General features: G+C 69.4%; 27 protein-coding genes and 1 tRNA gene. 11 read left to right on the top strand and 17 right to left on the bottom strand.

What is annotated here, in order from left to right; translation table 11 throughout:
• Window positions 1–34 precede the first annotated feature (34 nt).
• Window positions 35–364 (bottom strand): DUF3618 domain-containing protein, encoded by a 330-nt coding sequence (locus ACWDRW_RS07885; protein ID WP_451721422.1) that lies wholly within the window; start codon window positions 362–364, stop codon window positions 35–37.
• Window positions 365–457: 93 nt separating this feature from the next.
• Here ACWDRW_RS07885 and bcp point away from each other — a divergent pair, with 93 nt between their 5' ends.
• From bcp to ACWDRW_RS07865, 4 genes are all read left to right on the top strand, one after another.
• On the top strand, window positions 458–925 hold the full coding sequence (gene bcp / locus ACWDRW_RS07880) for a thioredoxin-dependent thiol peroxidase (protein ID WP_451721421.1): 468 nt from the start codon (window positions 458–460) through the stop codon (window positions 923–925).
• A 143-nt stretch (window positions 926–1,068) separates the two neighbouring features.
• Complete coding sequence (locus tag ACWDRW_RS07875; protein ID WP_451721602.1) at window positions 1,069–1,710, top strand: HNH endonuclease; 642 nt, start codon at window positions 1,069–1,071, stop codon at window positions 1,708–1,710.
• Window positions 1,707–2,420 (top strand): HNH endonuclease signature motif containing protein, encoded by a 714-nt coding sequence (locus tag ACWDRW_RS07870; protein WP_451721420.1) that lies wholly within the window; start codon window positions 1,707–1,709, stop codon window positions 2,418–2,420. Before ACWDRW_RS07875 ends, ACWDRW_RS07870 begins: the two co-directional genes overlap by 4 nt.
• Window positions 2,385–2,457 (top strand) — tRNA-Leu (locus ACWDRW_RS07865). The genes ACWDRW_RS07870 and ACWDRW_RS07865 overlap by 36 nt, the downstream gene beginning before the upstream one ends.
• Window positions 2,458–2,512: 55 nt before the next feature.
• Here the strand turns inward: ACWDRW_RS07865 and rdgB are convergent.
• The 4 genes from rdgB to ACWDRW_RS07845 all read right to left on the bottom strand — a co-directional run bounded on the left by rdgB (window position 2,513) and on the right by ACWDRW_RS07845 (window position 4,727).
• On the bottom strand, window positions 2,513–3,115 hold the full coding sequence (gene rdgB, locus ACWDRW_RS07860) for an RdgB/HAM1 family non-canonical purine NTP pyrophosphatase (RefSeq protein ID WP_451721419.1): 603 nt from the start codon (window positions 3,113–3,115) through the stop codon (window positions 2,513–2,515).
• A 10-nt stretch (window positions 3,116–3,125) separates the two neighbouring features.
• The gene (locus ACWDRW_RS07855; protein ID WP_451721418.1) at window positions 3,126–3,527 is read right to left on the bottom strand and encodes a hypothetical protein; all 402 of its coding nucleotides are present in this window, start codon (window positions 3,525–3,527) and stop codon (window positions 3,126–3,128) included.
• Between the two features lie 151 nt (window positions 3,528–3,678).
• Window positions 3,679–4,416 carry a ribonuclease PH gene (gene rph / locus ACWDRW_RS07850; protein ID WP_451721417.1) on the bottom strand — a complete coding sequence of 246 codons (738 nt, stop codon included), beginning with the start codon at window positions 4,414–4,416 and terminating at the stop codon, window positions 3,679–3,681.
• Window positions 4,417–4,493: 77 nt separating this feature from the next.
• Window positions 4,494–4,727: a glucose PTS transporter subunit EIIB gene (locus ACWDRW_RS07845; RefSeq protein ID WP_107417711.1), complete on the bottom strand. Its 234-nt coding sequence runs from the start codon at window positions 4,725–4,727 to the stop codon at window positions 4,494–4,496.
• A gap of 176 nt (window positions 4,728–4,903) precedes the next feature.
• Between ACWDRW_RS07845 and ACWDRW_RS07840 the strand changes: the two genes are divergently transcribed.
• Together ACWDRW_RS07840 and ACWDRW_RS07835 are read left to right on the top strand one after the other, a co-directional pair.
• On the top strand, window positions 4,904–6,196 hold the full coding sequence (locus ACWDRW_RS07840) for a PTS transporter subunit EIIC (RefSeq protein WP_451721416.1): 1,293 nt from the start codon (window positions 4,904–4,906) through the stop codon (window positions 6,194–6,196).
• A gap of 137 nt (window positions 6,197–6,333) precedes the next feature.
• A complete protein-coding gene (locus tag ACWDRW_RS07835; protein ID WP_451721415.1) occupies window positions 6,334–7,581 on the top strand; it encodes a PTS transporter subunit EIIC in 1,248 nt (415 codons plus the stop codon).
• 71 nt (window positions 7,582–7,652) lie between these two features.
• Here the strand turns inward: ACWDRW_RS07835 and ACWDRW_RS07830 are convergent, their stop codons facing one another.
• Window positions 7,653–8,405 (bottom strand): MBL fold metallo-hydrolase, encoded by a 753-nt coding sequence (locus ACWDRW_RS07830; RefSeq protein ID WP_451721414.1) that lies wholly within the window; start codon window positions 8,403–8,405, stop codon window positions 7,653–7,655.
• Between the two features lie 214 nt (window positions 8,406–8,619).
• On the opposite strand from ACWDRW_RS07830, the gene ACWDRW_RS07825 reads away from it, so the two are divergent.
• On the top strand, window positions 8,620–9,048 hold the full coding sequence (locus ACWDRW_RS07825) for a type II toxin-antitoxin system PemK/MazF family toxin (protein WP_451721413.1): 429 nt from the start codon (window positions 8,620–8,622) through the stop codon (window positions 9,046–9,048).
• Here the strand turns inward: ACWDRW_RS07825 and ACWDRW_RS07820 are convergent, their stop codons facing one another.
• The 7 genes from ACWDRW_RS07820 to clpS form a co-directional block, all read right to left on the bottom strand.
• Window positions 9,049–9,999 (bottom strand): PLP-dependent cysteine synthase family protein, encoded by a 951-nt coding sequence (locus tag ACWDRW_RS07820; protein WP_451721412.1) that lies wholly within the window; start codon window positions 9,997–9,999, stop codon window positions 9,049–9,051. It lies immediately after the preceding gene.
• A gap of 6 nt (window positions 10,000–10,005) precedes the next feature.
• Window positions 10,006–10,284 carry a MoaD/ThiS family protein gene (locus tag ACWDRW_RS07815; RefSeq protein ID WP_451721411.1) on the bottom strand — a complete coding sequence of 93 codons (279 nt, stop codon included), beginning with the start codon at window positions 10,282–10,284 and terminating at the stop codon, window positions 10,006–10,008.
• 109 nt (window positions 10,285–10,393) lie between these two features.
• Window positions 10,394–10,489: a putative leader peptide gene (locus tag ACWDRW_RS07810; protein ID WP_019065921.1), complete on the bottom strand. Its 96-nt coding sequence runs from the start codon at window positions 10,487–10,489 to the stop codon at window positions 10,394–10,396.
• Window positions 10,490–10,568: 79 nt separating this feature from the next.
• A complete protein-coding gene (locus ACWDRW_RS07805; protein ID WP_451721410.1) occupies window positions 10,569–10,991 on the bottom strand; it encodes a Mov34/MPN/PAD-1 family protein in 423 nt (140 codons plus the stop codon).
• A 153-nt stretch (window positions 10,992–11,144) separates the two neighbouring features.
• Complete coding sequence (locus ACWDRW_RS07800) at window positions 11,145–12,572, bottom strand: amino acid permease (RefSeq protein WP_451721409.1); 1,428 nt, start codon at window positions 12,570–12,572, stop codon at window positions 11,145–11,147.
• Between the two features lie 331 nt (window positions 12,573–12,903).
• Window positions 12,904–13,509, bottom strand: a complete 606-nt coding sequence (locus ACWDRW_RS07795) for a DUF2017 domain-containing protein (protein ID WP_451721408.1) — start codon at window positions 13,507–13,509, stop codon at window positions 12,904–12,906.
• A gap of 12 nt (window positions 13,510–13,521) precedes the next feature.
• On the bottom strand, window positions 13,522–13,839 hold the full coding sequence (gene clpS / locus ACWDRW_RS07790; protein WP_155054666.1) for an ATP-dependent Clp protease adapter ClpS: 318 nt from the start codon (window positions 13,837–13,839) through the stop codon (window positions 13,522–13,524).
• Window positions 13,840–13,896: 57 nt separating this feature from the next.
• On the opposite strand from clpS, the gene ACWDRW_RS07785 reads away from it, so the two are divergent.
• Together ACWDRW_RS07785 and ACWDRW_RS07780 are read left to right on the top strand one after the other, a co-directional pair.
• Window positions 13,897–15,243 (top strand): nicotinate phosphoribosyltransferase, encoded by a 1,347-nt coding sequence (locus tag ACWDRW_RS07785; RefSeq protein ID WP_451721407.1) that lies wholly within the window; start codon window positions 13,897–13,899, stop codon window positions 15,241–15,243.
• 75 nt (window positions 15,244–15,318) lie between these two features.
• Window positions 15,319–15,909 carry an isochorismatase family protein gene (locus ACWDRW_RS07780; RefSeq protein ID WP_451721406.1) on the top strand — a complete coding sequence of 197 codons (591 nt, stop codon included), beginning with the start codon at window positions 15,319–15,321 and terminating at the stop codon, window positions 15,907–15,909.
• An 18-nt stretch (window positions 15,910–15,927) separates the two neighbouring features.
• On the opposite strand, the gene ACWDRW_RS07775 is transcribed toward ACWDRW_RS07780, so the two are convergent.
• Entirely contained in the window at window positions 15,928–16,272 is a 345-nt protein-coding gene (locus ACWDRW_RS07775) for a hypothetical protein (RefSeq protein ID WP_451721405.1), read from the bottom strand.
• Between the two features lie 121 nt (window positions 16,273–16,393).
• Complete coding sequence (locus tag ACWDRW_RS07770) at window positions 16,394–18,751, bottom strand: immune inhibitor A domain-containing protein (protein ID WP_451721404.1); 2,358 nt, start codon at window positions 18,749–18,751, stop codon at window positions 16,394–16,396.
• Between the two features lie 398 nt (window positions 18,752–19,149).
• Between ACWDRW_RS07770 and ACWDRW_RS07765 the strand changes: the two genes are divergently transcribed.
• Window positions 19,150–19,407 carry a hypothetical protein gene (locus tag ACWDRW_RS07765; RefSeq protein ID WP_451721403.1) on the top strand — a complete coding sequence of 86 codons (258 nt, stop codon included), beginning with the start codon at window positions 19,150–19,152 and terminating at the stop codon, window positions 19,405–19,407.
• Between the two features lie 6 nt (window positions 19,408–19,413).
• Here ACWDRW_RS07765 and ACWDRW_RS07760 read toward each other — a convergent pair whose 3' ends face one another.
• Both ACWDRW_RS07760 and ACWDRW_RS07755 read right to left on the bottom strand, forming a co-directional pair.
• Complete coding sequence (locus ACWDRW_RS07760; protein WP_451721402.1) at window positions 19,414–20,073, bottom strand: RDD family protein; 660 nt, start codon at window positions 20,071–20,073, stop codon at window positions 19,414–19,416.
• Window positions 20,074–20,162: 89 nt separating this feature from the next.
• Window positions 20,163–21,926: an RDD family protein gene (locus ACWDRW_RS07755; protein ID WP_451721401.1), complete on the bottom strand. Its 1,764-nt coding sequence runs from the start codon at window positions 21,924–21,926 to the stop codon at window positions 20,163–20,165.
• Between the two features lie 230 nt (window positions 21,927–22,156).
• Between ACWDRW_RS07755 and ACWDRW_RS07750 the strand changes: the two genes are divergently transcribed.
• A complete protein-coding gene (locus tag ACWDRW_RS07750) occupies window positions 22,157–22,633 on the top strand; it encodes an SsgA family sporulation/cell division regulator (RefSeq protein ID WP_451721400.1) in 477 nt (158 codons plus the stop codon).
• Window positions 22,634–22,645 lie beyond the last annotated feature (12 nt).

The following is a 22,645-nucleotide window of genomic DNA, read 5'->3' as shown; positions in this document are numbered from 1 at the left end:
CTACCTGCCTTCGCCGCGTCCGTGAGCCGCCGGGTCAGCGCCTGCGACGCCGGGTGCCGACGGCGAAGAGGCCGACGACCCCGACGACGAGCACCGCGACCGGCACGACGCGCTCCAGCCGGGGCGCGCCCTCCTCGTCGACGAACTGCGCCCTGACCTCACTGACCACCCGGTTGGCCTGGACGTAGGCGCGTCCGAGCGTGTGGTCGATGTTGGAGACGACCTTGGCCTTCGCGTCCCCGACGATGGTCTTCGGGTGGACCCGAACCCCGATCTCGTCGAGCGTCTCGGCCAGCAGCTCGCGGCGGGCCCTGATGTCCGCCTCGATCTGCGCCGGGGTTCTGGTGTCCGACGTTTCCGCCACCGTTCGGCCTCCGAAGTCCGCTGATACTGTTCCGGACAGTCTGTCAGCTCTCCGCGCCGCCGCACTGTCAGGACCCCCGGTTACGCTAGCGAGATGAGCGAGCGACTCCAGCCCGGGGACGTGGCCCCCGCCTTCACCCTCCCCGACGCCGACGGCAAGCCGGTCTCCCTGTCGGACCACAAGGGCCGAAAGGTGATCGTCTACTTCTACCCGGCGGCCCTGACCCCCGGCTGCACCAAGCAGGCCTGCGACTTCACCGACAACCTGGACCTCCTGGCCGGCGCGGGCTACGACGTGATCGGCATCTCCCCCGACAGCCCCGAGAAGCTGGCGAAGTTCCGGGACAAGGAGTCCCTGCGGGTCAAGCTCCTGGCCGACCCGGAGAAGACGGTCACCGAGGCCTACGCCGCGTACGGCGAGAAGAAGAACTACGGCAAGACCTACATGGGCGTCATCCGCTCCACGATCGTCGTGGACGAGACCGGCAAGGTCGAACGGGCCCTGTACAACGTCCGGGCGACGGGCCACGTGGCCAAGATCATCAAGGACCTGGGCATCTGACCCGACCTCTCCCGTTCTGCCCCACGGCTCGTACCGAGATCCTCCGGTACGAGCCGTTCCGCATTTCGGGCGTAACTGTCCGATAGTCGGTTCGTTACTCCGTACGAGGCTGCGAACGGGTGGCCGAGATCGGAGGGGGCTCCATGAGGGCCAGTGCGTACACCAAGGAGCGGCTGGAAGAAGCGGCTCGGGGGGCGCGGACGTTGTCGGAGGCGTTGGTGGGGTTGGGGGTGGATCCGCGGAGTTCGACGCGGAATTACATCCGGGAGCGGATGAGGAGGCTCGGCGTGGACACGTCGCACTTCGAGCGGGAGGGGGTGAAGTGGACACGGGAAATCCTTCAGGAGGCAGTTTCGGAGTCGACGAACATGTGCGAGGTACTGCGCTACCTCGGACTTGAGATCGTCGGCGGCCAGCACTTGCACATCAGCCGGCGGATCAAGACGTACGGAATCGATGTCTCGCATTTCCAGGTGCCGACGCAGCGGGGTAGGGCATGGCTGCCTCGAACGCCGGAGGCTCTGTTCGTTGAACAACCGGTCGGCCAGGCGCGGCGCATCCCGAGTGATCGGCTCAGATGGGCGATGACGACCACGGGCGTGTCGGATCGGTGCGCCCTGTGCGGCACCGACGCGATGTGGCGAGGGCACCCACTCCCCTTGGAGGTCGATCACATCGACGGCAATTGGCGCAACAACCGCATCGAGAACCTGCGATTCCTGTGCCCCGACTGCCACTCAACAACGGACAGTTACAGGGGGCGGGGCAAAGGCAGGGCTTCATGAGCAGCGGCGTGCAGTACACCCGGGAGCGGCTGGCCGAAGCCGCCGCGCAGTGTTCCAGCGTCGACGAGGTCATCGCCTTCCTCGGCACCAACCCCTACGACAAGTTCGATCGCTACCTGTTGAGGCGCTTCGCTCACTTCGGCATCGACGTCTCCCATTTCAGCCGCCGGTGCAGGTTGCCTCGCCCGACAACCGAGGAGTTGTGCACGGCTGTCGCCGAATCGGTGTCCATCGCTGGGGCGCTACGCGCCATGGGGCGCCCCAACAGCGGGACGCAACGCGCGCTTTTGCGTCAGTGGATCGCCGAGGAGGACCTGTCGACCGAGCACTTCCTCGGGCAGGCGCACCAGCGAGGCAAGGCGGGCGCGGTGACCGCCAAGCGTCCCGAGGAGATCCTGGTCCAGCACGCCGGCAAGCGTCGGACGAAGACCTACCTGCTGCGCCGCGCCCTGCGCGAGGTCGGAGTCCCCGAGGAGTGTGCGGGCTGCGGGGTCGGCCCCGAGTGGCTCGGCAGGCCCATGACGCTGGAGGTCGATCACATCAACGGCGACTGGAGCGACGACCGGCGGGAGAACCTACGGTTGCTGTGCCCGAACTGTCATGCAATCACCAGCACCTGGTGCAGAGGGGGTCGGCGCCAGAAGACCCGGCCCAGTACAGTAGACGGCGTGCCGGCGCCCGTACGCCAACGGCCGAGCGGCGATCTTTAGGTGGTCGTGTTTGTCGGTTCGAATCCGACCGGGCGCACAGACAAAAGGGCCCCATGCCTTCGATTCAAAGGTTCGGGGCCCTTTTCGTGGTCTCAGCCCAACAACTCCCGCACCACCGGCACCAACGCCCGGAACGCCTTCCCCCGGTGGCTGATCGCGTTCTTCTCCTCCGCCGTCAGCTGCGCGCACGTCCGGGACTCGCCCTCCGGCTGGAGGATCGGGTCGTAGCCGAAGCCGTTCGTGCCCACCGGTGCGTGCCGTAGTACGCCCCGGAGTTGGCCCTCGACCACCCGCTCCCGCCCGTCCGGCAGGGCCAGGGCCGCCGCGCAGGCGAAGTGGGCTCCCCTGTGCTCCTCGGCGATGTCCGACAACTGGGCCAGGAGCAGGTCCAGGTTGGCCTGGTCGTCCCCGTGGCGGCCCGCCCAGCGGGCGGAGAAGATGCCGGGGGCGCCGTTCAGCACGTCCACGCACAGGCCCGAGTCGTCGGCCACCGCGGGCAGTCCCGTGGCCCGGGCCAGGGCGTGGGCCTTGAGGAGGGCGTTCTCGGCGAACGTCACCCCGGTTTCCTTGACGTCGGGGATGTCGGGGTAGGCCTCCGCGCCGACGAGGTCATGGGGCAGACCTGCGTCGGCGAGGATGGCCTTCAGCTCGGTGATCTTTCCGGCGTTGCGTGTGGCGAGGATCAGGCGGGTCATGCCCCCAGTATTACGGCGTGCAGACCTTGGTCAGTTCGCCGGCCGCGTCGGTGACGGGGCTGAGGTCGGGGGTCTCGTCGCCGTTCTTGATGGCCGTACGGACGTTGTCGACCGCGGCGGCGAGGTCGTCGACGGCCTTGTCGACGTCGGCGTTGTCGGTCTTGTCGCCGACCTCGCCGAGGTTCTGGTCGATGGAGTCGAGGGACTCGTCGATCTGCGTCGGGTCGTTCGCCGCGTTCTCCACGGCCTGCTGGAGGTCGGTCACGCTGTCGGCGACCGCCTCGGCGGTCTGGACGCAGTCCAGTGCCTTGCTGACGGCGTCGCAGCCGGTGGTCAGGCCGGTGGTCAGACCTACGGCCGCCACCGCGGCGACGATGGCGATACGGCTCCGACGGCGTCGGCTCGCGCCCATGCTGGTGTCCCTCCCGTGCTCCAGGCCCTGCCTCTGGGCAGGCCCCCCGTACTGGCCGGGCGTACGACGGTGTGTCGTACGCCCGTACCCCTACTGACGCCACAGGGGTCGGCCCGGTTGCCCCCGCCGCCCTCGTCCCTTGGTGCGTCCTTTACTTTTCGAGGACGGTATCAAGCGCCGTGCGCTGGATTGCGGCCAGTTCCGTGCAGCCGGCGACGGCGAGGTCGAGCAGGGCGTTCAGCTCCTCGCGGGCGAACGGCTCGGCCTCGGCGGTGCCCTGGACCTCGACGAAGCGGCCGTCGCCGGTGCAGACCACGTTCATGTCGGTGTCGGCCTTCACGTCCTCCTCGTAGCAGAGGTCCAGCAGCGGGACCCCGCCGACGATGCCGACGGACACCGCGGAGACGGTGCCGGTCAGCGGCTGCCGGCCGGCCTTGATCAGCTTCTTGCCCTGGGCCCAGGAGATGGCGTCGGCGAGGGCCACGTACGCGCCGGTGATGGCCGCGGTGCGGGTGCCGCCGTCGGCCTGGAGCACATCGCAGTCGAGGACGATGGTGTTCTCGCCGAGGGCCTTGTAGTCGATGACCGCGCGCAGGGAGCGGCCGATGAGGCGGCTGATCTCGTGCGTACGGCCGCCGATCTTGCCCTTGACCGACTCACGGTCGCCGCGGGTGTTGGTGGCGCGGGGCAGCATGGAGTACTCCGCGGTGACCCAGCCCTCGCCACTGCCCTTGCGCCAGCGCGGGACGCCTTCGGTGACGGAGGCGGTGCAGAAGACCTTCGTGTCGCCGAAGGAGACGAGGACGGAGCCCTCGGCGTGCTTGCTCCAGCCGCGTTCGATGGTGACGGGGCGGAGCTGTTCGGGGGTGCGGCCGTCGATTCGAGACATGGCCCTGAGCGTAGCCGTACATGTGGAAGGGGCCCCTCCCCCGGTGGGAAGAGACCCCTTCGCGTGAGCCGTGGGGCTCACATCATGTCTTCGATCTCCGCGGCGATCGGGTCGGCGTCGGTGCCGATGACGACCTGGATGGCGGTGCCCATCTTGACGACGCCGTGGGCGCCGGCCGCCTTCAGGGCCGCCTCGTCGACGAGACCAGGGTCGTTGACTTCGGTGCGCAGGCGGGTGATGCAGCCCTCGACCTCTTCGATGTTGTCGATGCCGCCGAGCCCGGCAACGATCTTCTCAGCCTTGCTGGCCATGTTCTTTCTCCCTGATCCGAACCGCTTTGTCGCAGTAACCCACAGTTGGCCCATCTTCGCGAGCGGTCATGCCGTACGTGCCGAATGATGGCGATCACGACAGCGGAACCGTCCGCCAACTGGTCTACACCACCTGGCCGACGGTCGCCAAACCCGCTTCCAGCAGAGGGGTCCGGATGAGTTCCGACGAGGCGGTGAGCCCGGCGCGGGCGCGCTGGAACACCCTGTTCCAGGGTCTTCAGAAGATGGGGCGCAGTCTGCAGCTCCCGATCGCCGTACTGCCGGCCGCCGGCATCCTCAACCGTCTCGGCCAGCCGGACGTGTTCGGCGACGACGGGCTCGGCTGGGACAACGTCTCCAAGGTCATGGCCGGCGCGGGCGGCGCGCTGCTGGACGGCTCGCTGGGTCTGCCGCTGCTGTTCTGCGTGGGCGTGGCCATCGGCATGGCGAAGAAGGCGGACGGGTCGACAGCCCTGGCGGCGGTGGCGGGTTTCCTCGTCTACTACAACGTGCTGCGCCAGTTCCCCGAGGACTGCCCGCCCGACTCCGTGGCCATCCCCAACGTCGGCTGCCTGGCGCCCGCCGAGGACACCGCGGCGGGGTTCACCTACCAGAACCCGGGCGTGTTCGGCGGGATCGTGATCGGCCTGCTGACGGCGTACTTCTGGCAGCGTTTCCACCGTACGAAGCTGGTGGACTGGCTCGGCTTCTTCAACGGCCGGCGGCTGGTGCCGATCATCATGGCGTTCGTCGCGATCGCGTTCGCGGCGCTGTGCCTGTGGATCTGGCCGCCGATCGGTGACGGGCTGGAGAACTTCAGCGACTGGCTGAGCGACGCGGGCTCCTGGGGCGCGGGCATCTTCGGGATCGCCAACCGGGCGTTGCTGGTGATCGGCCTGCACCAGTTCCTGAACGTGCCCATCTGGTTCCAGTTCGGCACCTACGTCAAGCCGGACGGCACCGAGGTGCACGGCGACATCAACATGTTCCTGGCGGGCGACCCGGACGCGGGGCAGTTCCTGTCGGGCTTCTTCCCGATCATGATGTTCGCGCTGCCGGCCGCGGCGCTGGCGATCACGCACTGCGCGAAGCCGCACCGGCGCAAGGAGGTCGGCGGTCTGATGCTGTCGGTCGCGCTGACCTCGTTCGTCACCGGCATCACCGAGCCGATCGAGTACTCGTTCCTGTTCGTCGCGCCGCTGCTGTACGCGGTGCACGCGCTGCTGACCGGTGTGTCGATGGCGGTGACCTGGGGGCTCGGGGTGCACGACGGCTTCAGCTTCTCGGCCGGGCTCATCGACTACATCATCAACTGGAACCTGGCGACCAAGCCGTGGGCGATCATCCCGATCGGCCTGGCGTTCGCAGTCGTGTACTACGCGATCTTCCGTTTCGCGATCACGAGATTCGACCTCAAGACCCCGGGCCGGGAGCCCGAGGAGGAACACGAGGACGTCACGAAGGCCTGACCGGCCGGCCCCTGAACAACGGTTCCATAACCCGCGGTTCCCGTCACGGAATCGCGGGTTCCTTATGCGCCCTTCATCGTGCTACAACAGGTCTACACCACTGAGTGGTGTAGACCACCACCCGATGGAGGAAGTCTATGAGCACCGCCACCGCATCGGCGGCCCCCCCGAAGAAGTGGGGATCCGGCCTGTTCCAGGGTCTGCAGAAGGTCGGCCGCAGCCTCCAGCTCCCGATCGCCGTACTGCCGGCCGCGGGCATCCTGCTCCGGCTGGGCCAGGCTGACGTGCAGGAGAAGCTGAACCTGCCCGACAAGGTCACGGCGGTCTTCGCCACGGCCGGTGGCGCGATCTTCGACAACCTGCCCCTGCTGTTCTGCATCGGTGTCGCCATCGGCTTCGCCAAGAAGGCCGACGGCTCGACCGCGCTGGCCGCCCTGGTCGGCTTCCTCGTCTACAGCAACGTCCTCAAGGCGTTCCCTGTCACCGAAGCAAAGGTGCAGGCGGGCGCGGACATAGCCGCGACCTACAACAACCCGGGTGTCCTCGGCGGCATCCTCATGGGTCTGCTCTCCGCCGTGCTGTGGCAGCGCTTCCACCGCACCAGGCTGGTGGACTGGCTCGGGTTCTTCAACGGCCGCCGTCTCGTGCCGATCATCATGGCCTTCGTCGGCACCCTCATGGGCGTCTTCTTCGGCCTGGTCTGGGAGCCGATCGGTGAGGGCATCTCGGACGTCGGTGAGTGGATCACCGGTCTGGGCGCCGCGGGTGCGGGTCTGTTCGGTCTGATCAACCGCGCGCTGATCCCGATCGGCATGCACCAGTTCGTCAACACCGTCTCCTGGTTCCAGATCGGCGACTTCACCAACGCGGCGGGCGAGGTCGTGCACGGCGACCTGAACCGCTTCTTCGCGGGCGACCCGGACGCCGGTCAGTTCATGTCCGGCTTCTTCCCGATCATGATGTTCGGTCTGCCGGCCGCCGCGATCGCCATCGCCCACGCCGCCCGCCCGGAGCGCCGCAAGGCCGTGATGGGCATGATGATCTCGCTCGCGCTGACCTCCTTCGTGACCGGTGTGACCGAGCCGATCGAGTTCTCGTTCATGTTCATCGCGCCGCTGCTGTACGCGATCCACGCGGTGCTGACCGCCCTGTCCATGGCGATCACCTGGGCGCTCGGCGTCCACGCGGGCTTCACCTTCTCGGCGGGCGCCATCGACTACGGGCTCAACTGGTCGCTGTCCACCAAGCCCTGGCTGATCATCCCGATCGGTCTGGTCTTCGCGGCGATCTACTACGCGCTCTTCCGCTTCGCGATCGCCAAGTTCAACCTCCCCACCCCGGGCCGCGAGCCCGAGGAGGAGGTCGAGGACCTCACGAAGGCGTGAGCCTCGCCCCCACGGCATGACGAAGGCCCCGGAACCGGGCAGGTTCCGGGGCCTTCGTGCGGGTTGGGGGGTCAGACGTCGTACGAGCGCCTCGGCACCGCCAGTTCCACCGGGCCGTCGTAGACCGCTCGGGCGTCGGCCAGGTTGACCTGGGGGTCGGTCCACGGGGGGATGTGGGTGAGGACCAGGCGGCGGGCGCCCGCCCGGGCCGCCGTCTCACCCGCCTCGCGGCCGTTGAGGTGCAGGTCGGGGATGCTCTCCTTGCCGTGCGTGAACGCCGCCTCGCACAGGAACAGATCGGTGTCCCGGGCCAGTTCGTCCAGCGCCGGGGTGACGCCGGTGTCGCCGGAGTACGTCAGCGACTTACCTGCGTGCTCGACGCGGATGCCGTACGCCTCGACCGGATGGGCCACGCGCTCCGTGTGCACCGTGAACGGGCCGAGCTCGAAGGTGGACGGCTTGACCGTGTGGAAGTCGAAGACCTCGCTCATCGAGGAGGCCGAGGGGGTGTCGGCGTACGCCGTGGTCAGCCGGTGCTCCGTGCCCTCGGGGCCGTAGACCGGGATCGGGGCGCAGCGGCCGCCGTCGTGCCGGTAGTAGCGCGCGACGAAGTAGGCGCACATGTCGATGCAGTGGTCGGCGTGCAGATGGCTCAGGAAGATCGCGTCGAGGTCGTAGAGACCGCAGTGGCGCTGCAGCTCGCCAAGGGCGCCGTTGCCCATGTCGAGGAGCAGCCGGAAGCCGTCGGCCTCGACGAGGTAGCTCGAGCAGGCCGATTCCGCGGACGGGAACGACCCCGAGCAGCCGACGACGGTGAGCTTCATGAAGCAGAAACCTCCGCTGGCGGGGAAATCCGGATGGGGGGCGACGGGGGTCGTGCGGTGCGTCGAGCGTAAGGCGCAAAACGTCCGGTCGCTCCTCCGCCAAGGGCTGTTGTGGGCGAACTCACCTGTGCTGTCACCGGTTCGGCTGGCAGCGGGGCAGGTGGGGCGCGCGAGAGAGCGCGCGTGGCGGAGCGGGCGCCGGTAACGTCGTCGTATGGACACGTCCTGGTGGCTGGCGCTCGCGGCGGTGGTGCTGCTGGCGCTGGTCGCCGCGCTCGTGGACGGCTGGGGGCGCAGGTCGGCCGGACGGGCGGGTCGGCGGCGGGCGGCCATGCGGCCGCGGCCCACGGAGATCTGGTGGGCGAGCGTGCCGTTCGAGGACCGGCCGGGCGCCAAGGACCGGCCCTGTCTGGTGCTCGCGGTGCACGGCAAACGGGTGCGGGTCGCGAAGATCACCAGCCGCTACCACGACGAGCGGTCCGGGGTGATCCCGCTGCCCCCGGGCGCGGTCAGCGACGCGCAGGGGCGGGCCAGCTTCCTGGAGACGGACGAGCTGCGGGAGGTGCCGGTGCGGGACTTCCGCAGGAAGGTGGGGGTGGTGGACCCGGTCCTGTGGGACCAGATCCGGCACCTCGCTACCTGATCAGGCCCAGAGCTGGCCCTGCAGCGTCTCGATCGCCTCTTCCGTCGTCGCCGCCGTGTAGACGCCCGTCGACAGGTACTTCCAGCCGCCGTCGGCCACGACGAAGACGATGTCGGCGGCCTCCCCCGCCTTCAGCGCCTTCCTGCCCACGCCGATCGCGGCGTGCAGGGCGGCGCCGGTGGAGACGCCCGCGAAGATGCCCTCCTGCTGGAGGAGTTCACGCGTGCGGGTGACCGCGTCCGCCGAGCCGACCGAGAAGCGGGTGGTCAGGACGGAGGCGTCGTACAGCTCGGGGACGAAGCCCTCGTCGAGGTTGCGCAGGCCGTACACCAGGTCGTCGTAGCGCGGCTCGGCGGCGACGATCTTGACGTCCGGCTTGTTCTCCCGCAGATACCGGCCTACGCCCATCAGGGTGCCCGTCGTGCCGAGGCCCGCCACGAAGTGGGTGATGGAGGGGAGGTCGGCCAGGATCTCGGGCCCGGTGGTGGCGTAGTGCGCGCCCGCGTTGTCCGGGTTGCCGTACTGGTAGAGCATCACCCAGTCGGGGTGCTCGGCGGACAGCTCCTTGGCGACGCGTACGGCGGTGTTGGAGCCGCCCGCGGCCGGGGAGGAGATGATCTCCGCGCCCCACATGCCGAGCAGGTCCCGGCGCTCCTGCGAGGTGTTCTCGGGCATCACGCAGACCATGCGGTAGCCCTTGAGCTTGGCCGCCATGGCCAGCGAGATGCCGGTGTTGCCGCTGGTCGGCTCGAGGATCGTGCAGCCGGGCGTCAGGCGGCCGTCCTTCTCCGCCTGCTCGATCATGTGCAGAGCCGGGCGGTCCTTGACCGAGCCGGTGGGATTACGGTCCTCCAGCTTGGCCCAGATCCGGACGTCGGCGGACGGCGACAGCCGCGGCAGGCGCACCAGAGGGGTGTTGCCCACCGCGGCCAGCGGGGAGTCGTAGCGCATCCGGGATCAGACCATGCCGCCGGCCACGGCCGGCAGGATCGTGACGCTGTCGCCGTCGGTGAGCTTGGTGTTGATGCCGTCGAGGAAGCGGACGTCCTCGTCGTTCAGGTAGACGTTGACGAACCGGCGCAGCTGCTCGCCGTCCACGATGCGCGCGTGGATTCCCGCATGCCGGGACTCCAGGTCGGTGAACAGGTCGGCGAGGGTGTCACCGCTGCCCTCCACCGCCTTCTGACCGTCGGTGTACTGGCGGAGGATGGTGGGGATGCGGACCTCGATGGCCATGGCAAGGGGCTCCTGTCGGAAAAGTGGTCTGGTCTCGGTGGGCGCGGTCTGAAGTGGGCGCGCGACGGCGCGCCGCTACTGCGCGGCCGTACGGCTTACAGCGGGACGGTCAACAGATGGCGCTGTTCAGCCTGCACAGGTCGACGTGCAGCCGCGCAACGAGCAGCGTGCCCGGCGCCTTGTCGCTCACGTCGAGAAGAACCATGGGCTCATCGTATCGATTCCCGGACCGGCTCCTGGAGTGTGATCTCACCCTGCGGACATAAACCATCCGCCATGTGGGATCAGTACCTCTCCACGACCTTGACCTCCTCCTCCGTGACCTCCCCCTCCAGGATCCGGAAGGAGCGGAACTGGAAGTCGCCGAGGCCGTCGGTGTCGGCGGTGGAGACGAGGACGTAGTGGGCGCCGGGCTCGTTGGCGTAGGAGATGTCCGTGCGGGAGGGGTAGGCCTCGGTCGCCGTGTGGGAGTGGTAGATGACCACCGGTTCCTCGTCCCGGTCGTCCAGCTCGCGGTAGAGCTTGAGCAGGTCGCCGGAGTCGAACTCGTAGAAGGTGGGCGACATGGCCGCGTTCAGCATCGGGATGAAGCGCTCGGGGCGGTCGGACCCGGCCGGGCCCGCGACGACGCCGCACGCCTCGTCGGGGTGGTCCTTGCGCGCGTGCGCGACGATCTGGTCGACGAGGGCCTGGGTGATGGTCAGCATGCGAGCAGGATAAGCAGAAGGGCGGCCCCGTACCGAGGAGTGGTACGGGGCCGCCCGAATGCTGGACAGCATGGGCGCCGCCAGGGGCGCGGGGAACCGCGCGACCAGCCACGACGGCGCCGCGGCCGACAGCCGGTCATCCCAGCGGAGCTTCTAGCCGACCTTCTCGAACTCCGGCTCGCGTCGCTGCGTGACCTCGGGGTTGCGGGACTTCAGCACCAGCCAGCCCACACCGAGCGCCGCGGCCCAGCCCGCCATCACGAACAGGCAGACGCGGGAGTCGGCGTCGTACGCGATGATGCCCGTGACGAAGAGCAGGAACGCGATGGCGACCCAGCTGCACTTCGCACCGCCCGGCGCCGGGAAGGACGAGGCCGGCAGGCGGCCCGCGTCGACCGCGCGGCGGTACAGGACGTGGCTGACCAGGATCATGAGCCAGGTCCAGATACCGGCGGCGGTGGCGACCGAGACGACGTAGCCGAAGGCCTTCTCCGGGACGATGTAGTTCAGGACCACACCGATGCCCATGAAGAGCACGGAGATGGTGATGCCGAAGGCCGGGGTCTTGGTCGAGGAGAGCTTCTTGAAGACCGCCGGGGCCTCACCGCTCTCGGCCAGGTTCCGCAGCATGCGGCCCGTGGAGTACATGCCCGAGTTGCAGGACGACAGGGCCGCGGTCAGCACGACGAAGTTGACGATGGCCGCGCCGGCCGGGATGCCGATCTTCGCGAAGGCCGCGACGAAGGGGCTGACGCCCTCGCTGAACTCGGTCCACTTGACCACGCACAGGATGACGGTGAGGGCACCGACGTAGAACAGGGCGATGCGCCAGGGCAGGGTGTTGATCGCCTTGGGGAGGGTCTTCTCCGGGTTCTCGGACTCGCCCGCGGTGACGCCGACGAGCTCGACGGCCAGGTAGGCGAACATGACGCCCTGGAGGGTCATCAGGGAGGAGCCGATGCCCTTGGGGAAGAAGCCGTCGAAGGCCCAGAGGTTGGAGACCGCAGCGGTGTCACCGGCGGAGCTGAAGCCGAAGGTGAGGACGCCGAGACCGATCACGATCATGCCGATCAGCGCGGTCACCTTGACCATCGAGAACCAGAACTCGATCTCGCCGAACAGCTTCACCGAGATCAGGTTGGCCGCGAACAGCACCAGCAGGAAGACCAGGGCCGTGACCCATTGCGGGATCGACGGGAACCAGTAGTTGACGTAGATCGCGGCGGCCGTGAGCTCGGCCATGCCGGTGACGACCCACATCAGCCAGTACGTCCAGCCGGTGAAATAGCCGAAGAACGGACCGAGGAACTCGCGGGAGTACTCCGCGAAGGAGCCCGAGACCGGGCGGTACAGGAGCAGCTCGCCGAGCGCCCGCATGATGAAGAAGATGATGACGCCCGCGAGGGCGTACATGAGGATGAGGCTGGGACCGGCCTTGGCGATGTTCGCCCCGGCCCCCAGGAAGAGGCCGACGCCGATGGCGCCGCCGATGGCGATCATCTGGACCTGGCGGCTGCCGAGGCCGCGCTCGTAGCCCTCTTCTTCCGGAGCCTTCTCCGTGTCGACCTGAGCGGAGGTCATGTGTTCGTGCGCCTTTCTCCACGCCGACCCGGGCCTCTTGTCGGCCTCGGACCGGATCTCGATCCCCCCGGATTGATGGAGCTTTGTGCCTAACCGGCGATCTGCCGGTCGGTGGCGCACCCGGACGGAACATGGGTGGTGTTCGCCGGGCGGTCGTGAAGATTTATCACGGCCGTCGCATTGATCGTCATGGCGCGATCGAGAGCCCTGTGGCCCATCACACAAGGAGAAGGGCGCAAACAGGACACAAAGGGGACACAGGGGGCCGAGCGAGTGACGCGATCGTTATCCGGATTTGAGCGTCCGCTGAGCGAACACAACACCGTCACATTCAGGGCATAAGCGTGGAGACCAACGACTCCTGGAGCCCGCCGAGCCAGAGATAGGCCATCACCATGGGCTTGCGCGGGTCCTCGTCCGGGAGCCGGTACAGCAGGTCCGTGTCGTCCTCGTCGACGATGTCGAGCCGCGAGCCGATGGCCAGGCGCAGGTCGTTGAGGGCCCCGAGCCACTGGCGGGACTCCCCCGGCGCCAGCTTCAGCACCGCGCCGCCGTCACCGGCCGCGGAGCTGAGCTCGTCCAGGGAGCGGATCACGGCGAGGGCGTTGTCCCGCTTGCCGGCCCGCAGGTCGTTCTCGGTGTAGCGGCGGAACTCCGAGGAGTACGCGCGCTGCTCCTCGGCCTCCTGGGGGCCGGGGGTGGCCTCGGGGTCGCTGTAGGCGTCGGGGAACAGACGCTTGAGGACCGGGTCGGAGGGCGGCTCGCTCGGGCCCTCGGCGAAGAGTTCGGCGAGCGGGTCGTCGGGCTTGTCCCCGCCGGGTCCCGGACCGATCAGCTCCAGGAGCTGGACGGCCAGTGACCGGATGATGGAGATCTCGACGTCGTCGAGGGCGACGGCCGCGCCGCCGCCGGGGAGCGGTTCGAAGGTTCCTGGCATCAGCGCTGGTCGCTACTTCCGGTCCTGCTGGAGGGTGGCCCACAGACCGTATCCGTGCATCGCCTGCACGTCGCGCTCCATCTCCTCGCGGGTTCCGCTGGAGACGACCGCCCGGCCCTTGTGGTGGACGTCGAGCATGAGCTTGGTGGCCTTGTCCTTGGGATAGCCGAAGTACGTCTGGAAGACGTACGTCACGTAGCTCATGAGGTTGACCGGGTCGTTGTGGACGATCGTGACCCAGGGGACGTCGGGCTCGGGGACGGCGAATACCTCTTCCGCCGACTCGGTGCGTTCGATCTCTACGGGAGCGGGTGACGTCACATGGCCCATGCTGCCACGCGCTCGATAAATCGTCACACTGACGCGAAGTGCGGTAGCATGCTTGCCATGAACACAGCGGACCTTGGGCTGCCGGTGGATGTTCCCTCGACGGCGCTCTTCACGGACCAGTACGAGCTGACGATGCTCCGGGCCGCCCTGAAAGCGGGCACGGCCGAACGGCGGAGCGTGTTCGAGGTCTTCACGCGGCGGCTGCCGAACGGGCGCCGGTACGGGGTGGTCGCGGGCACCGGCCGGGTGCTGGACGCCGTGGAGAACTTCCGCTTCGACGCGGGCGTCCTCGGCTTCCTGCGGGAGCGGTCCATCGTCGACGAGGAGACCCTGGACTGGCTGGCGGACTACCGCTTCAGCGGCGACATCTGGGGCTACCCCGAGGGCGAGGTGTACTTCCCCGGCTCACCGATCATGCGGGTCGAGGGCAGCTTCGCCGAGTGCGTGCTGCTGGAGACGGTGATCCTCTCCATCCTCAACCACGACTCCGCGATCGCGGCCGCGGCCTCCCGGATGTCCTCGGCCGCCGGGGAGCGGCCGCTCATCGAGATGGGCGCCCGGCGCACCCATGAGCTGGCCGCCGTCGCCGCCTCGCGCGCCGCGTACATCGGCGGTTTCGCCACCACCTCCGACCTCGCGGCGGGCTTCCGCTACGGCATCCCGACCGTCGGCACCTCCGCGCACGCCTTCACCCTGCTGCACGACACCGAGCGCGACGCCTTCCAGGCCCAGGTGAACGCCCTCGGCCGGGGCACCACGCTGCTCGTGGACACCTACGACGTCGCCGAGGCGGTCCGTACGGCCGTGGAGGTCGCCGGGCCCGAGCTGGGTGCGGTCCGGATCGACTCCGGCGACCTGCTGCTGGTCGCGCACCGGGTGCGGCAGCAGTTGGACGAGCTGGGTGCCCGGGACACGAGGATCATCGTGACCTCGGATCTCGACGAGTACGCCATCGCCTCGCTGGCGGCGGCGCCGGTGGACGCGTACGGCGTCGGCACCCAGCTGGTGACCGGCTCCGGGCACCCGACCTGCTCGATGGTCTACAAGCTGGTCGCCCGCGCCGAGTCCGCGGAGCCGGGGGCGCCGCTGGTGCCGGTGGCGAAGAGGTCGACGGGCGGCAAGACCTCCGTCGGCGGCCGCAAGTGGGCCGCGCGCCGGCTCGACGGCTACGGCGTCGCGGAGGCCGAGGTCGTGGGCACCGGGGCGGTCCCCGCCGAGCTGGCCGACCGGCAGCTGCTGGTGGAACTGGTCAAGGGCGGCGAGGTCGTGGCCCGCGAGCCCCTGGACGCCGTACGCGACCGGCACGCGGCCGCCCGGGCGGGGCTGCCGCTGTCCGCGACGCAGCTGTCCCGGGGGGAACCCGTCCTTCCGACGGAGTACGTCCATGGGCGCTCGGGTAGCTAATGCGGGTGCGCCCTCCCGCAGCCGCCCCTGAGTCTCTAGGCTCGTAAGTTCACTCTTAGTCGAAGGACAGCCACCATGCGCCGCGCCTTGATCGTCGTAGATGTGCAGAACGACTTCTGCGAGGGAGGCAGCCTCGCGGTGGCCGGCGGCGCGGATGTCGCCGCAGCCATCACCGAGCTGGTCGGGCAGGCCGCCGGTACCGGGTACCAGCACGTGGTGGCCACCCGCGACCACCACATCGCGCCGGGCGGCCACTTCGCCGACAACCCCGACTACGTCCGCTCCTGGCCGGCGCACTGCGTGGCCGGGACGGAGGGGGTCGGCTTCCACCCGAACTTCGCCCCCGCGGTCGCCTCCGGCGCGATCGACGCCGTGTTCGACAAGGGGGCGTACGCGGCGGCGTACAGCGGGTTCGAGGGGGTCGACGAGAACGGGGTGACGCTCGCCGACTGGCTGCGCGCCCGGGAGGTCGGCGAGGTCGACGTGGTGGGCATCGCCACCGACCACTGCGTGCGCGCCACGGCCGTGGACGCGGCCCGCGAGGGCTTCCGTACGCACGTCCTGCTCGATCTCACCGCCGGAGTGGCTTCCGAGACCACGGAGCGGGCGCTGGAGGAGATGCGGGAGGCCGGGGTCGCGCTGTCCGGGAAACCGGTCGTCGCCTGACGCTCCCCAGGGGCCCCTTCAGGACGTCGCCGCCGGGCGCCTCAAGAGCGCTCGTATCGGGCGCCACAGCTCCTGCGCCAGTTCCGGGCCCAGGGGGACACCGTTGTCAGGGGCCGTCCGCCATATCAGGCCGTCGGGGTGGTGCAGGACCGCGGTGATCTCGTCCGGGGACGGCGGGGCCGCGTTGCCGCGCAGGTAGACCGCTCGCAGGCCCAGGTTGCGCAGCCTGGTCAGGGCCCTGGCGCGGTTCCGGGCGTGCACGAGGACGCGGACGGAGCCCGTGCCGTCGGCGGTGGGCATCGGCAGGTTCAGCGCCACCACCACGCTGCCGGTCGGCAGCTTGCAGAAACCTCCTGCGGCCATGCGGTCATACCCCCGTGTACGTCGGTGTCAATAAGAGAGCCACAGGACGCACCTAAACACGACCGGCGGCAACCCGCCAAGGGGTTGCCGCCGATACGCTTCTGACCTGCGGAAATACCGACTACTTCACCGCGGGGCCGACCTCGACCGAGATCGTCGAGCCGTTCTTGGCCTCCTTGACGATCTTGATCTTGGTGTTGGTGTCAGTGACGTTGACACCGGCGAGCGGGGTCGCCTTGTCGTAGTAGGTGTTCGTGTGGTCGTTGAAGACCGGCACGCCCTTCGACGACAGGATCTTGGTCGCGACGTCCGCGTTGTGCAGCGTGATGCCGTCCGTGCGGTACAGGCTGAACGGCGAGTCGTAGGCCTGGATGCGGCTGCGCATGAGCGTGCCGTCCGACCACTTCATCGCCTTCGGGTGCGAGTCCACCGGCAGGATCAGACCGACACCCGGGTGCTTGCTGGTGTTGTTGTCCGCCTGGGAGGTGTCCCACTTCCAGATCAACAGACCGTTCTGGTACGGGTAGTGCTCCACCCAGCTCGGACGGGTCGTGGAGAAGCCGAAGTTGTACGGGCCGACCTTGAGGGTCTTGTCGTACGACACGTACTGACGGTTCTCGGCGATGTAGTACTGCGCGTAGTCCTTGGTGAAGGACGCGCCCATGCGCTCGAAGCCGGCCGCCGTCCAAGCCGCGTCCGCCGTCTCGGCGTTGTCGGTGAACAGGGCCGCGCCGTCCGCGGTCACCGAGATCCGGTCGGCCGCGAAGCCCTTCTCGGCCACACCACCGTCGGTGGCGTAGCGGAAGCGCACGTCGATCTTCTTGCCGGCGTAGGCGTCCAGCGGGAAGGACAGCTTCTTGTACGTCTGGGAGAAGCCGGTGAGCGCGGGCTTGTCGCTGCCGTCACGCGGGATGGCGGCGCCGTCCGCCGTGCCGTCCAGGGCGGTCCAGTTGGCGCCGCCGTCGGTGGACACCTCGGTGTAGAGGTAGTCGTAGCCCGACTCGATGGCGTACCAGCCGTCGAAGGCCAGCGTCGCCGAGGCCTTGCCGGTGAGGTCGACGGAACGGGTCAGCGTGTTCTTGAGGTTGTCGCCGCTGCCGCTCCACCACTGCTTCGTGCCCTCGGCCGGGGCGACGATCTCCGTCGTGACCGGCTTCTTGGGCAGCTCGACGATGAGCGCCTGCTTGTTCCTGGTGTTGTACTCGGCGACGCCCAGCTTGTGCTTCGACTTGGTCGCGGCCTTCGCCGCGGCGTAGTCGAGCCAGCCCAGCTGGAGCTTGTCCCAGGCCGTCATGTCGCCGGGCAGGTCGCCAATGGCCTCCTTGCCGGTGCCGAGCCAGGAGCCGGAGGACATGAGGGTCCAGAAGCCGGTGGAGTTCTCGCCGCCGCCGGTGGTGTCGTAGTGGTCCGGCAGACCGAGGTCGTGGCCGTACTCGTGGGCGAAGACACCGAGCCCGCCGTTCTCCGGCTGGACCGTGTAGTCGCCGACCCAGATGCCGGTGGACCCGATCTGGGCGCCGCCCAGGCGGTTGTTGTCCGGGCCGGTGGCGCCGGCGTCGGTGCCGAAGGCGTACCAGCGGTGGGCCCAGATCGCGTCCTCGCCCTGCGCGCCGCCGCCCGCGGACTCGTCCTCACCGGCGTGCACGACCTGGAAGTGGTCGATGTAGCCGTCGGACTCGTTGAAGTTGCCGTCGCCGTCGAAGTCGTAGCGGTCCCACTGGTCGAACTGCTTGACGTCCGCCTGGATCTCGGCGTCGGTCCGCCCCGCTGCCTTCTGCTGGGCGACCCAGGCCGTCACACCGTCGCTGACGATGTTCCAGACGCTCGGGCAGTTGGTCTCGCCGCACTTGTTGTTGCCGTAACGGGCCTCGTTGTAGGGGACCTTGACCCAGTCCGAGACCTCGCCGTCGATCGAGTAGCGGCCCGAGGACTGCTTCTCGTAGTACTTCTTCATCGACTCGACACGCTTGCCGGTGCCGAAGTAGAGGTCCTGAAAGTGCTTCTGGTTGTAGTCCGCCTGCCAGGCCGTGCTGTTGTCCTGGGTGCGGTCCGGCTTCGCTATCTGGTTGTGCAGCGGGCCGGGGGTGCCGCCGAACTCGGGCTTGGTCTGGTCACCGAACTCGACCAGAATCGTGAAGATCTTGTCGGTCTTCTCGCGGCCGAGCTCGACGTACTTGCTGTCGCCCTTCTTGCTCTTGAGCTCGACGACCTGGGAGCCGCCGCGCTCCTTCACCTCGGCCTTGCCGGATATGACCTGCTTCAGGGCCTCTTCGCGCTGCGCCTCCTGCGTCTGGCTCAGCGGGCCCTCGAGGTCGTGCTCGGACTCGTTGTGCACCGGCGCCGGGTCGCGCCGTTCGGCTGCGGGGCTCTTGGCCGTGTCGTCGGCCTGCGCCATGGTGAACGTCGAGAACGTGGCGGTGGCCGCCGCGAACGCGACAGCCGTCGCGGCCGCTCTGAACGTCCAGGTTCTGCTGGTCACTTGAGATCCTCCCCCGCGTTCGGCGCGCGCGACGGGAGGGTTCCTGGTCATGGAAAATGCGCGCGCGTGATCAACGCGTGTAGTCAAGTGACGACATTTGACTAGAGGTTCACCAGAAAAGACAGACCTTGACTTGAGCAGGTCAAGTGCACTATGCGGAGTCGCAATCCGCTTTACGGACGCCCGGGGCTCACTCGACAGGCGCGCGACGCTGTCCACTTGCTGGACGCCATGACTCCGTGCGCCCCCCGTGCACCGGTACTGTTGGTTAGGTCACGCTTACTGTTCGTTCCCCTCGGGCATGCACGCGATTAGAGTCGGATGGCGGAACGCCCGGAAGCTGACGGAATGCCAGGCCGACACCCCCGTGCACCCCCGAATCCGAGGACACGATTACCATGCCTCGTCCGACCGCCGCACAGCTCGCCTACGGTTCGTGCACCGTGCTCTTCTCGACCCTCGCCATGCTGCTGCTGTCACAGACGAGTTCGGCCGCGGGAATCGCGATCGTCGCCGTCGCGGCACTCGCCCTCGGACTGCTGGTCGCGCTGACCGTTCCGACCCCGAAGGCGCGCGTGGTGGCGATGCGCAGGCCGGCCCCCGTCGTAGCGGAGGACGCGCCCGCCCCGGCCCCGGTTCCCGAGCGCGCCGCCTGACGCTTCTCAGCGAGTGCTGACCACCACGGTCTTGGCCGCCTTGTCGTGCAGGCCCTGCTTGTAGGGCTTGTCGAAGAAGCTCCAGCCTCCGCAGATCGCGGTCCAGATGCAGGCGCAGCAGAAGGCGAACGGGATCCACAGCACCAGGGAGCGGACCAAGGCGGTCTGCACGGAGGGCGTGGAGCCGTTGTCCAGGTTCGCCACCCGCATGCCCAGCCACTTCTTGCCGAGCGTCTGGCCGTTCCTGGAGATCATGAAGGTGTCGTAGCCGATGTAGAGCAGGGCGGCGATCAGCGACTGGCCGAGGGACTTGCCGTAGTCGACGTTGTCGGCGCTCATGTCCAGCTCGTTGACCCGGAACGCCCAAGTGAGCAGCCACACCACGACGGCCACCATCACCATGTCGATGATCCGCGCCAGGGTGCGCTTGCCGCTGTCCGCGAGCGGTGGCATGCCGGCCAGCGGATCGGCCGGGTAACCACCAGCGCCACCGCCGTAGGGGTCGCCGCCGTAGGGGCCGCCTCCGTAGGGCGGTGGCTGGCTGCCGTGCGGGGCGTCGTACGGCGAGCCCGCGCCCGCACCGGAGTCCCCGGACGGGGGCTGCTTCCTGAACGGGTCGTCTTCCGGCGGCTGCTGGCCGGAGCCGGGGGGCGGTTCACTGCTCATGGCCCGAGTCGACCGCGAACGTCCGGACCGCGCATCCGGCGAGCGGCCGTCCGGGGTACGGATTTATCCGGGCACTTCGCCGTATCCGGTCATCCCGCTACGAACGTATGTGCGGCCTTGTCGTGCCAGCACTGGCGCCACGGCCGGTCGAACAGGCACCACAGGACACCGACGACCCCGATGACGAGCAGGCCGGGGACGCTGTAGACGAGCCACCGGCGCAGGGCCCCGCCGAAGGTCGGCGGCTCGTGCCCCTCGATGTCCCGCACCTCCAGACCGAGCAGCTTCTTGCCCAGGGTGCGGCCCCACTTGGCGGTGGGCAGGGCCTCGTAGAGGGCGCCGAAGAGGAGGAGGACGCCGAGGATGATGCCGAGGTAGACGGACGTCGTGGCGTCGAGCAGCCAGACGGTGACGGTCTCGCCGGAGAGCTTGGCCGCGTCGATCTTCTCGTCGACGTGGTCGATGGCCTTGGTGCCGAGGGGTACGGCGGCCACCGCGGTGACGGCGAGCAGGACGACGGTGTCCAGCAGCCGCGCGGCCAGCCGCTTGCCGAGGGAGGCGGGCCGGGCGGCGGCCTGTCGGCGGGCGGCGGCCTGGAAGGGGTCCTCGACCGGGGGCTTCCAGGGCGCGACGGGCTGGTCCTCGTCGGCCGCTCCGGCGAGCCGGTGCACCTGCTGCGCCCAGGAGGGCTGCCCTCCGCCGGGGCCGGTGGTGACGGCGCCCTGAGCGGCGGCCTGAGCGCCATGGGCGCCGCCGCCCTGAGCGGGGACGTGCGGTGCCTGCTGCGGTCCGGACTGGAGCGGGACGGCGGGGGCCGCGGGGGCCGCCTGCGGCCCCGACAGGGCCGTGGGGGCGCCGACTTGGGCCTGCTGCGCGGCCGCGCGCTCGGCGGCGGCCTTCCCGGCACCGAAGCCGGGGCCCTGGGCGGCGGAGGCAGCGGCACCGAAGCCCGGGGCCCCGCCACCGGCCGCACCCGATCCGGAGACCGAGCCGGCCGCACCCGCGCCACCCGCGGCCCCGAAGCCCGACGCACCCGCGCCACCGGCCGCACCCTGACCGCCGGCGCCGCCCTGGGGTGAGCCGAAGCCGCCCCCACCCGGCCCACCGGCGGAGCCCGCCGCACCCGGGCCGCCCTGGCCCTGGAAGCCCGGCGCCCCCGCGCCCTGGGGCCCGCTCGGTGCCTGGCCGGTCGGCCCGTCGGGTGTGCGCCCCTGTTGTGCCTCGGGCGCCCCGTCCTGGCGCCCCGTGCGCGGGGACAGTGCGCGGAATGTCATGGTCCCCTCGTCCGTGGCGGAGCCGTGTGCGGCGGAACCGGGCGTCGGGCGGCGGAAGACGAAGGTGTTGCCGGAGCCGGAGGCGGCCCCGGTGTCGGCCGGCGCGATCGTGGCCGTGCCGTCGGTGCTCGGCGTGCTGCCCTCGGCCGGAACCGCCGCCGTGCCGTCGCCCGGTGCCGGGACCCTCGGGTCCGGCGCGCCCCACGAGACACGGCGGTCCTGGTCGCCGCCGAAACCGGACTGGTGGGAGCGGTCGGCGCCCCATGCCGTGGCCGGTTCAGGACGGCTGCCGTGCTGGGACTGGCCCTGGGCCGGGGCGGGTTCGCCGACCGGGTCCTCGTCGAAGAAGTGCGGTCCCGTCTCCTCGACCGGGGCCGAGGCAGCGCCGGGAGCCGAGGCCGTGCCGGGGGCCGCGCCGGGCGGCGGGGCGAGCGGCTCGCCGCCCGTGGGCGCCGGACGGCTGGTGCCCGGTACCCACGCGGCACCGTTCCAGTACCGGACATATCCAGGAATGGACGGGTCCGGGTAATACCCTTCGCGGGGCCTGTCGTCGCCGGGGGCCGGGGTTGGGGCGCTCATGTCCGTCGTCCCGTATCTGCTCGGGGGTCGTATGGGGGCCTCCACATCTATCAGACGCGGGCAACCCCCACCGCCAGTCCCGCTGGACCCACCCCTTTCGGGACCCCTTTCAGGAGGTCCCGAAGAAATTTCCGCGAACCCGCGTAATGCTCCGGGCCCACCCCTCTCTCCCTCGTACGGGCCCACCGAAGGCCCCGTACGAGAAGCCACCGGAGAGGACACCGAACGCCATGCACCCCACCGTCGTAGAGCGGGAACTGGAGCTCAAGCTCGTCCTGTCGCCCGAGCGCAGCATCCCCGTCCCGGCCCGGCTGAGCTACACCAGCGCCGACCCCTACGCCGTCCACGTCACCTTCCACGTCGGCTCCGACCACCCCGTCCACTGGACCTTCGCCCGCGAACTCCTCGTCGAGGGGGTGTTCCGCCCGTGCGGTCACGGTGACGTACGGGTGTGGCCGACGAAGGTCGAGGGCCGCAGCGTCGTGCTGATGGCGCTGAGTTCGCCCGACGGGGACGCCCTGCTGGAGGCCCCGGCCGCGCAGGTGTCGGCCTGGCTGGAGCGAACGCTCCGGGTGGTCCCCCCGGGCTCCGAGGCCGAGCAGCTCGGCATCGACGACGGCCTCGCCGAGCTGCTCGCCCCGACCCCGGCTGACGACCTCTGGCTGCGCGACCCCTGGCCGAGCGACGAGTCCAGGGACGGTGAGTGAGCCGTACACCCG

Source organism: Streptomyces sp. NPDC003635 (assembly GCF_053587635.1).
The sequence above is the reverse complement of the archived record's forward strand: the minus strand, read 5'-3'. Positions and strand labels throughout refer to the sequence as shown.

Bases quoted from the DNA above. Each gene is read 5' to 3' on its own strand.
- rph (WP_451721417.1), bottom strand. From the start codon at position 4,416: ATGTCTCGAATCGACGGCCGCACCCCCGAACAGCTCCGCCCCGTCACC.
- ACWDRW_RS07805 (WP_451721410.1), bottom strand. From the start codon at position 10,991: ATGCTGACCATCACCCAGGCCCTCGTCGACCAGATCGTCGCGCACGCG.
- ACWDRW_RS07820 (WP_451721412.1), bottom strand. From the start codon at position 9,999: ATGCGCTACGACTCCCCGCTGGCCGCGGTGGGCAACACCCCTCTGGTG.
- ACWDRW_RS07835 (WP_451721415.1), top strand. From the start codon at position 6,334: ATGAGCACCGCCACCGCATCGGCGGCCCCCCCGAAGAAGTGGGGATCC.
- ACWDRW_RS07815 (WP_451721411.1), bottom strand. From the start codon at position 10,284: ATGGCCATCGAGGTCCGCATCCCCACCATCCTCCGCCAGTACACCGAC.
- ACWDRW_RS07755 (WP_451721401.1), bottom strand. From the start codon at position 21,926: ATGAGCGCCCCAACCCCGGCCCCCGGCGACGACAGGCCCCGCGAAGGG.
- ACWDRW_RS07780 (WP_451721406.1), top strand. From the start codon at position 15,319: ATGCGCCGCGCCTTGATCGTCGTAGATGTGCAGAACGACTTCTGCGAG.
- clpS (WP_155054666.1), bottom strand. From the start codon at position 13,839: ATGGGCCATGTGACGTCACCCGCTCCCGTAGAGATCGAACGCACCGAG.
- ACWDRW_RS07830 (WP_451721414.1), bottom strand. From the start codon at position 8,405: ATGAAGCTCACCGTCGTCGGCTGCTCGGGGTCGTTCCCGTCCGCGGAA.
- ACWDRW_RS07750 (WP_451721400.1), top strand. From the start codon at position 22,157: ATGCACCCCACCGTCGTAGAGCGGGAACTGGAGCTCAAGCTCGTCCTG.
- ACWDRW_RS07775 (WP_451721405.1), bottom strand. From the start codon at position 16,272: ATGGCCGCAGGAGGTTTCTGCAAGCTGCCGACCGGCAGCGTGGTGGTG.
- ACWDRW_RS07870 (WP_451721420.1), top strand. From the start codon at position 1,707: ATGAGCAGCGGCGTGCAGTACACCCGGGAGCGGCTGGCCGAAGCCGCC.
- ACWDRW_RS07840 (WP_451721416.1), top strand. From the start codon at position 4,904: ATGAGTTCCGACGAGGCGGTGAGCCCGGCGCGGGCGCGCTGGAACACC.
- ACWDRW_RS07845 (WP_107417711.1), bottom strand. From the start codon at position 4,727: ATGGCCAGCAAGGCTGAGAAGATCGTTGCCGGGCTCGGCGGCATCGAC.
- ACWDRW_RS07765 (WP_451721403.1), top strand. From the start codon at position 19,150: ATGCCTCGTCCGACCGCCGCACAGCTCGCCTACGGTTCGTGCACCGTG.
- ACWDRW_RS07825 (WP_451721413.1), top strand. From the start codon at position 8,620: ATGGACACGTCCTGGTGGCTGGCGCTCGCGGCGGTGGTGCTGCTGGCG.
- bcp (WP_451721421.1), top strand. From the start codon at position 458: ATGAGCGAGCGACTCCAGCCCGGGGACGTGGCCCCCGCCTTCACCCTC.
- ACWDRW_RS07875 (WP_451721602.1), top strand. From the start codon at position 1,069: ATGAGGGCCAGTGCGTACACCAAGGAGCGGCTGGAAGAAGCGGCTCGG.
- ACWDRW_RS07810 (WP_019065921.1), bottom strand. From the start codon at position 10,489: ATGGTTCTTCTCGACGTGAGCGACAAGGCGCCGGGCACGCTGCTCGTT.
- ACWDRW_RS07855 (WP_451721418.1), bottom strand. From the start codon at position 3,527: ATGGGCGCGAGCCGACGCCGTCGGAGCCGTATCGCCATCGTCGCCGCG.
- ACWDRW_RS07785 (WP_451721407.1), top strand. From the start codon at position 13,897: ATGAACACAGCGGACCTTGGGCTGCCGGTGGATGTTCCCTCGACGGCG.
- ACWDRW_RS07760 (WP_451721402.1), bottom strand. From the start codon at position 20,073: ATGAGCAGTGAACCGCCCCCCGGCTCCGGCCAGCAGCCGCCGGAAGAC.
- ACWDRW_RS07800 (WP_451721409.1), bottom strand. From the start codon at position 12,572: ATGACCTCCGCTCAGGTCGACACGGAGAAGGCTCCGGAAGAAGAGGGC.
- rdgB (WP_451721419.1), bottom strand. From the start codon at position 3,115: ATGACCCGCCTGATCCTCGCCACACGCAACGCCGGAAAGATCACCGAG.
- ACWDRW_RS07795 (WP_451721408.1), bottom strand. From the start codon at position 13,509: ATGCCAGGAACCTTCGAACCGCTCCCCGGCGGCGGCGCGGCCGTCGCC.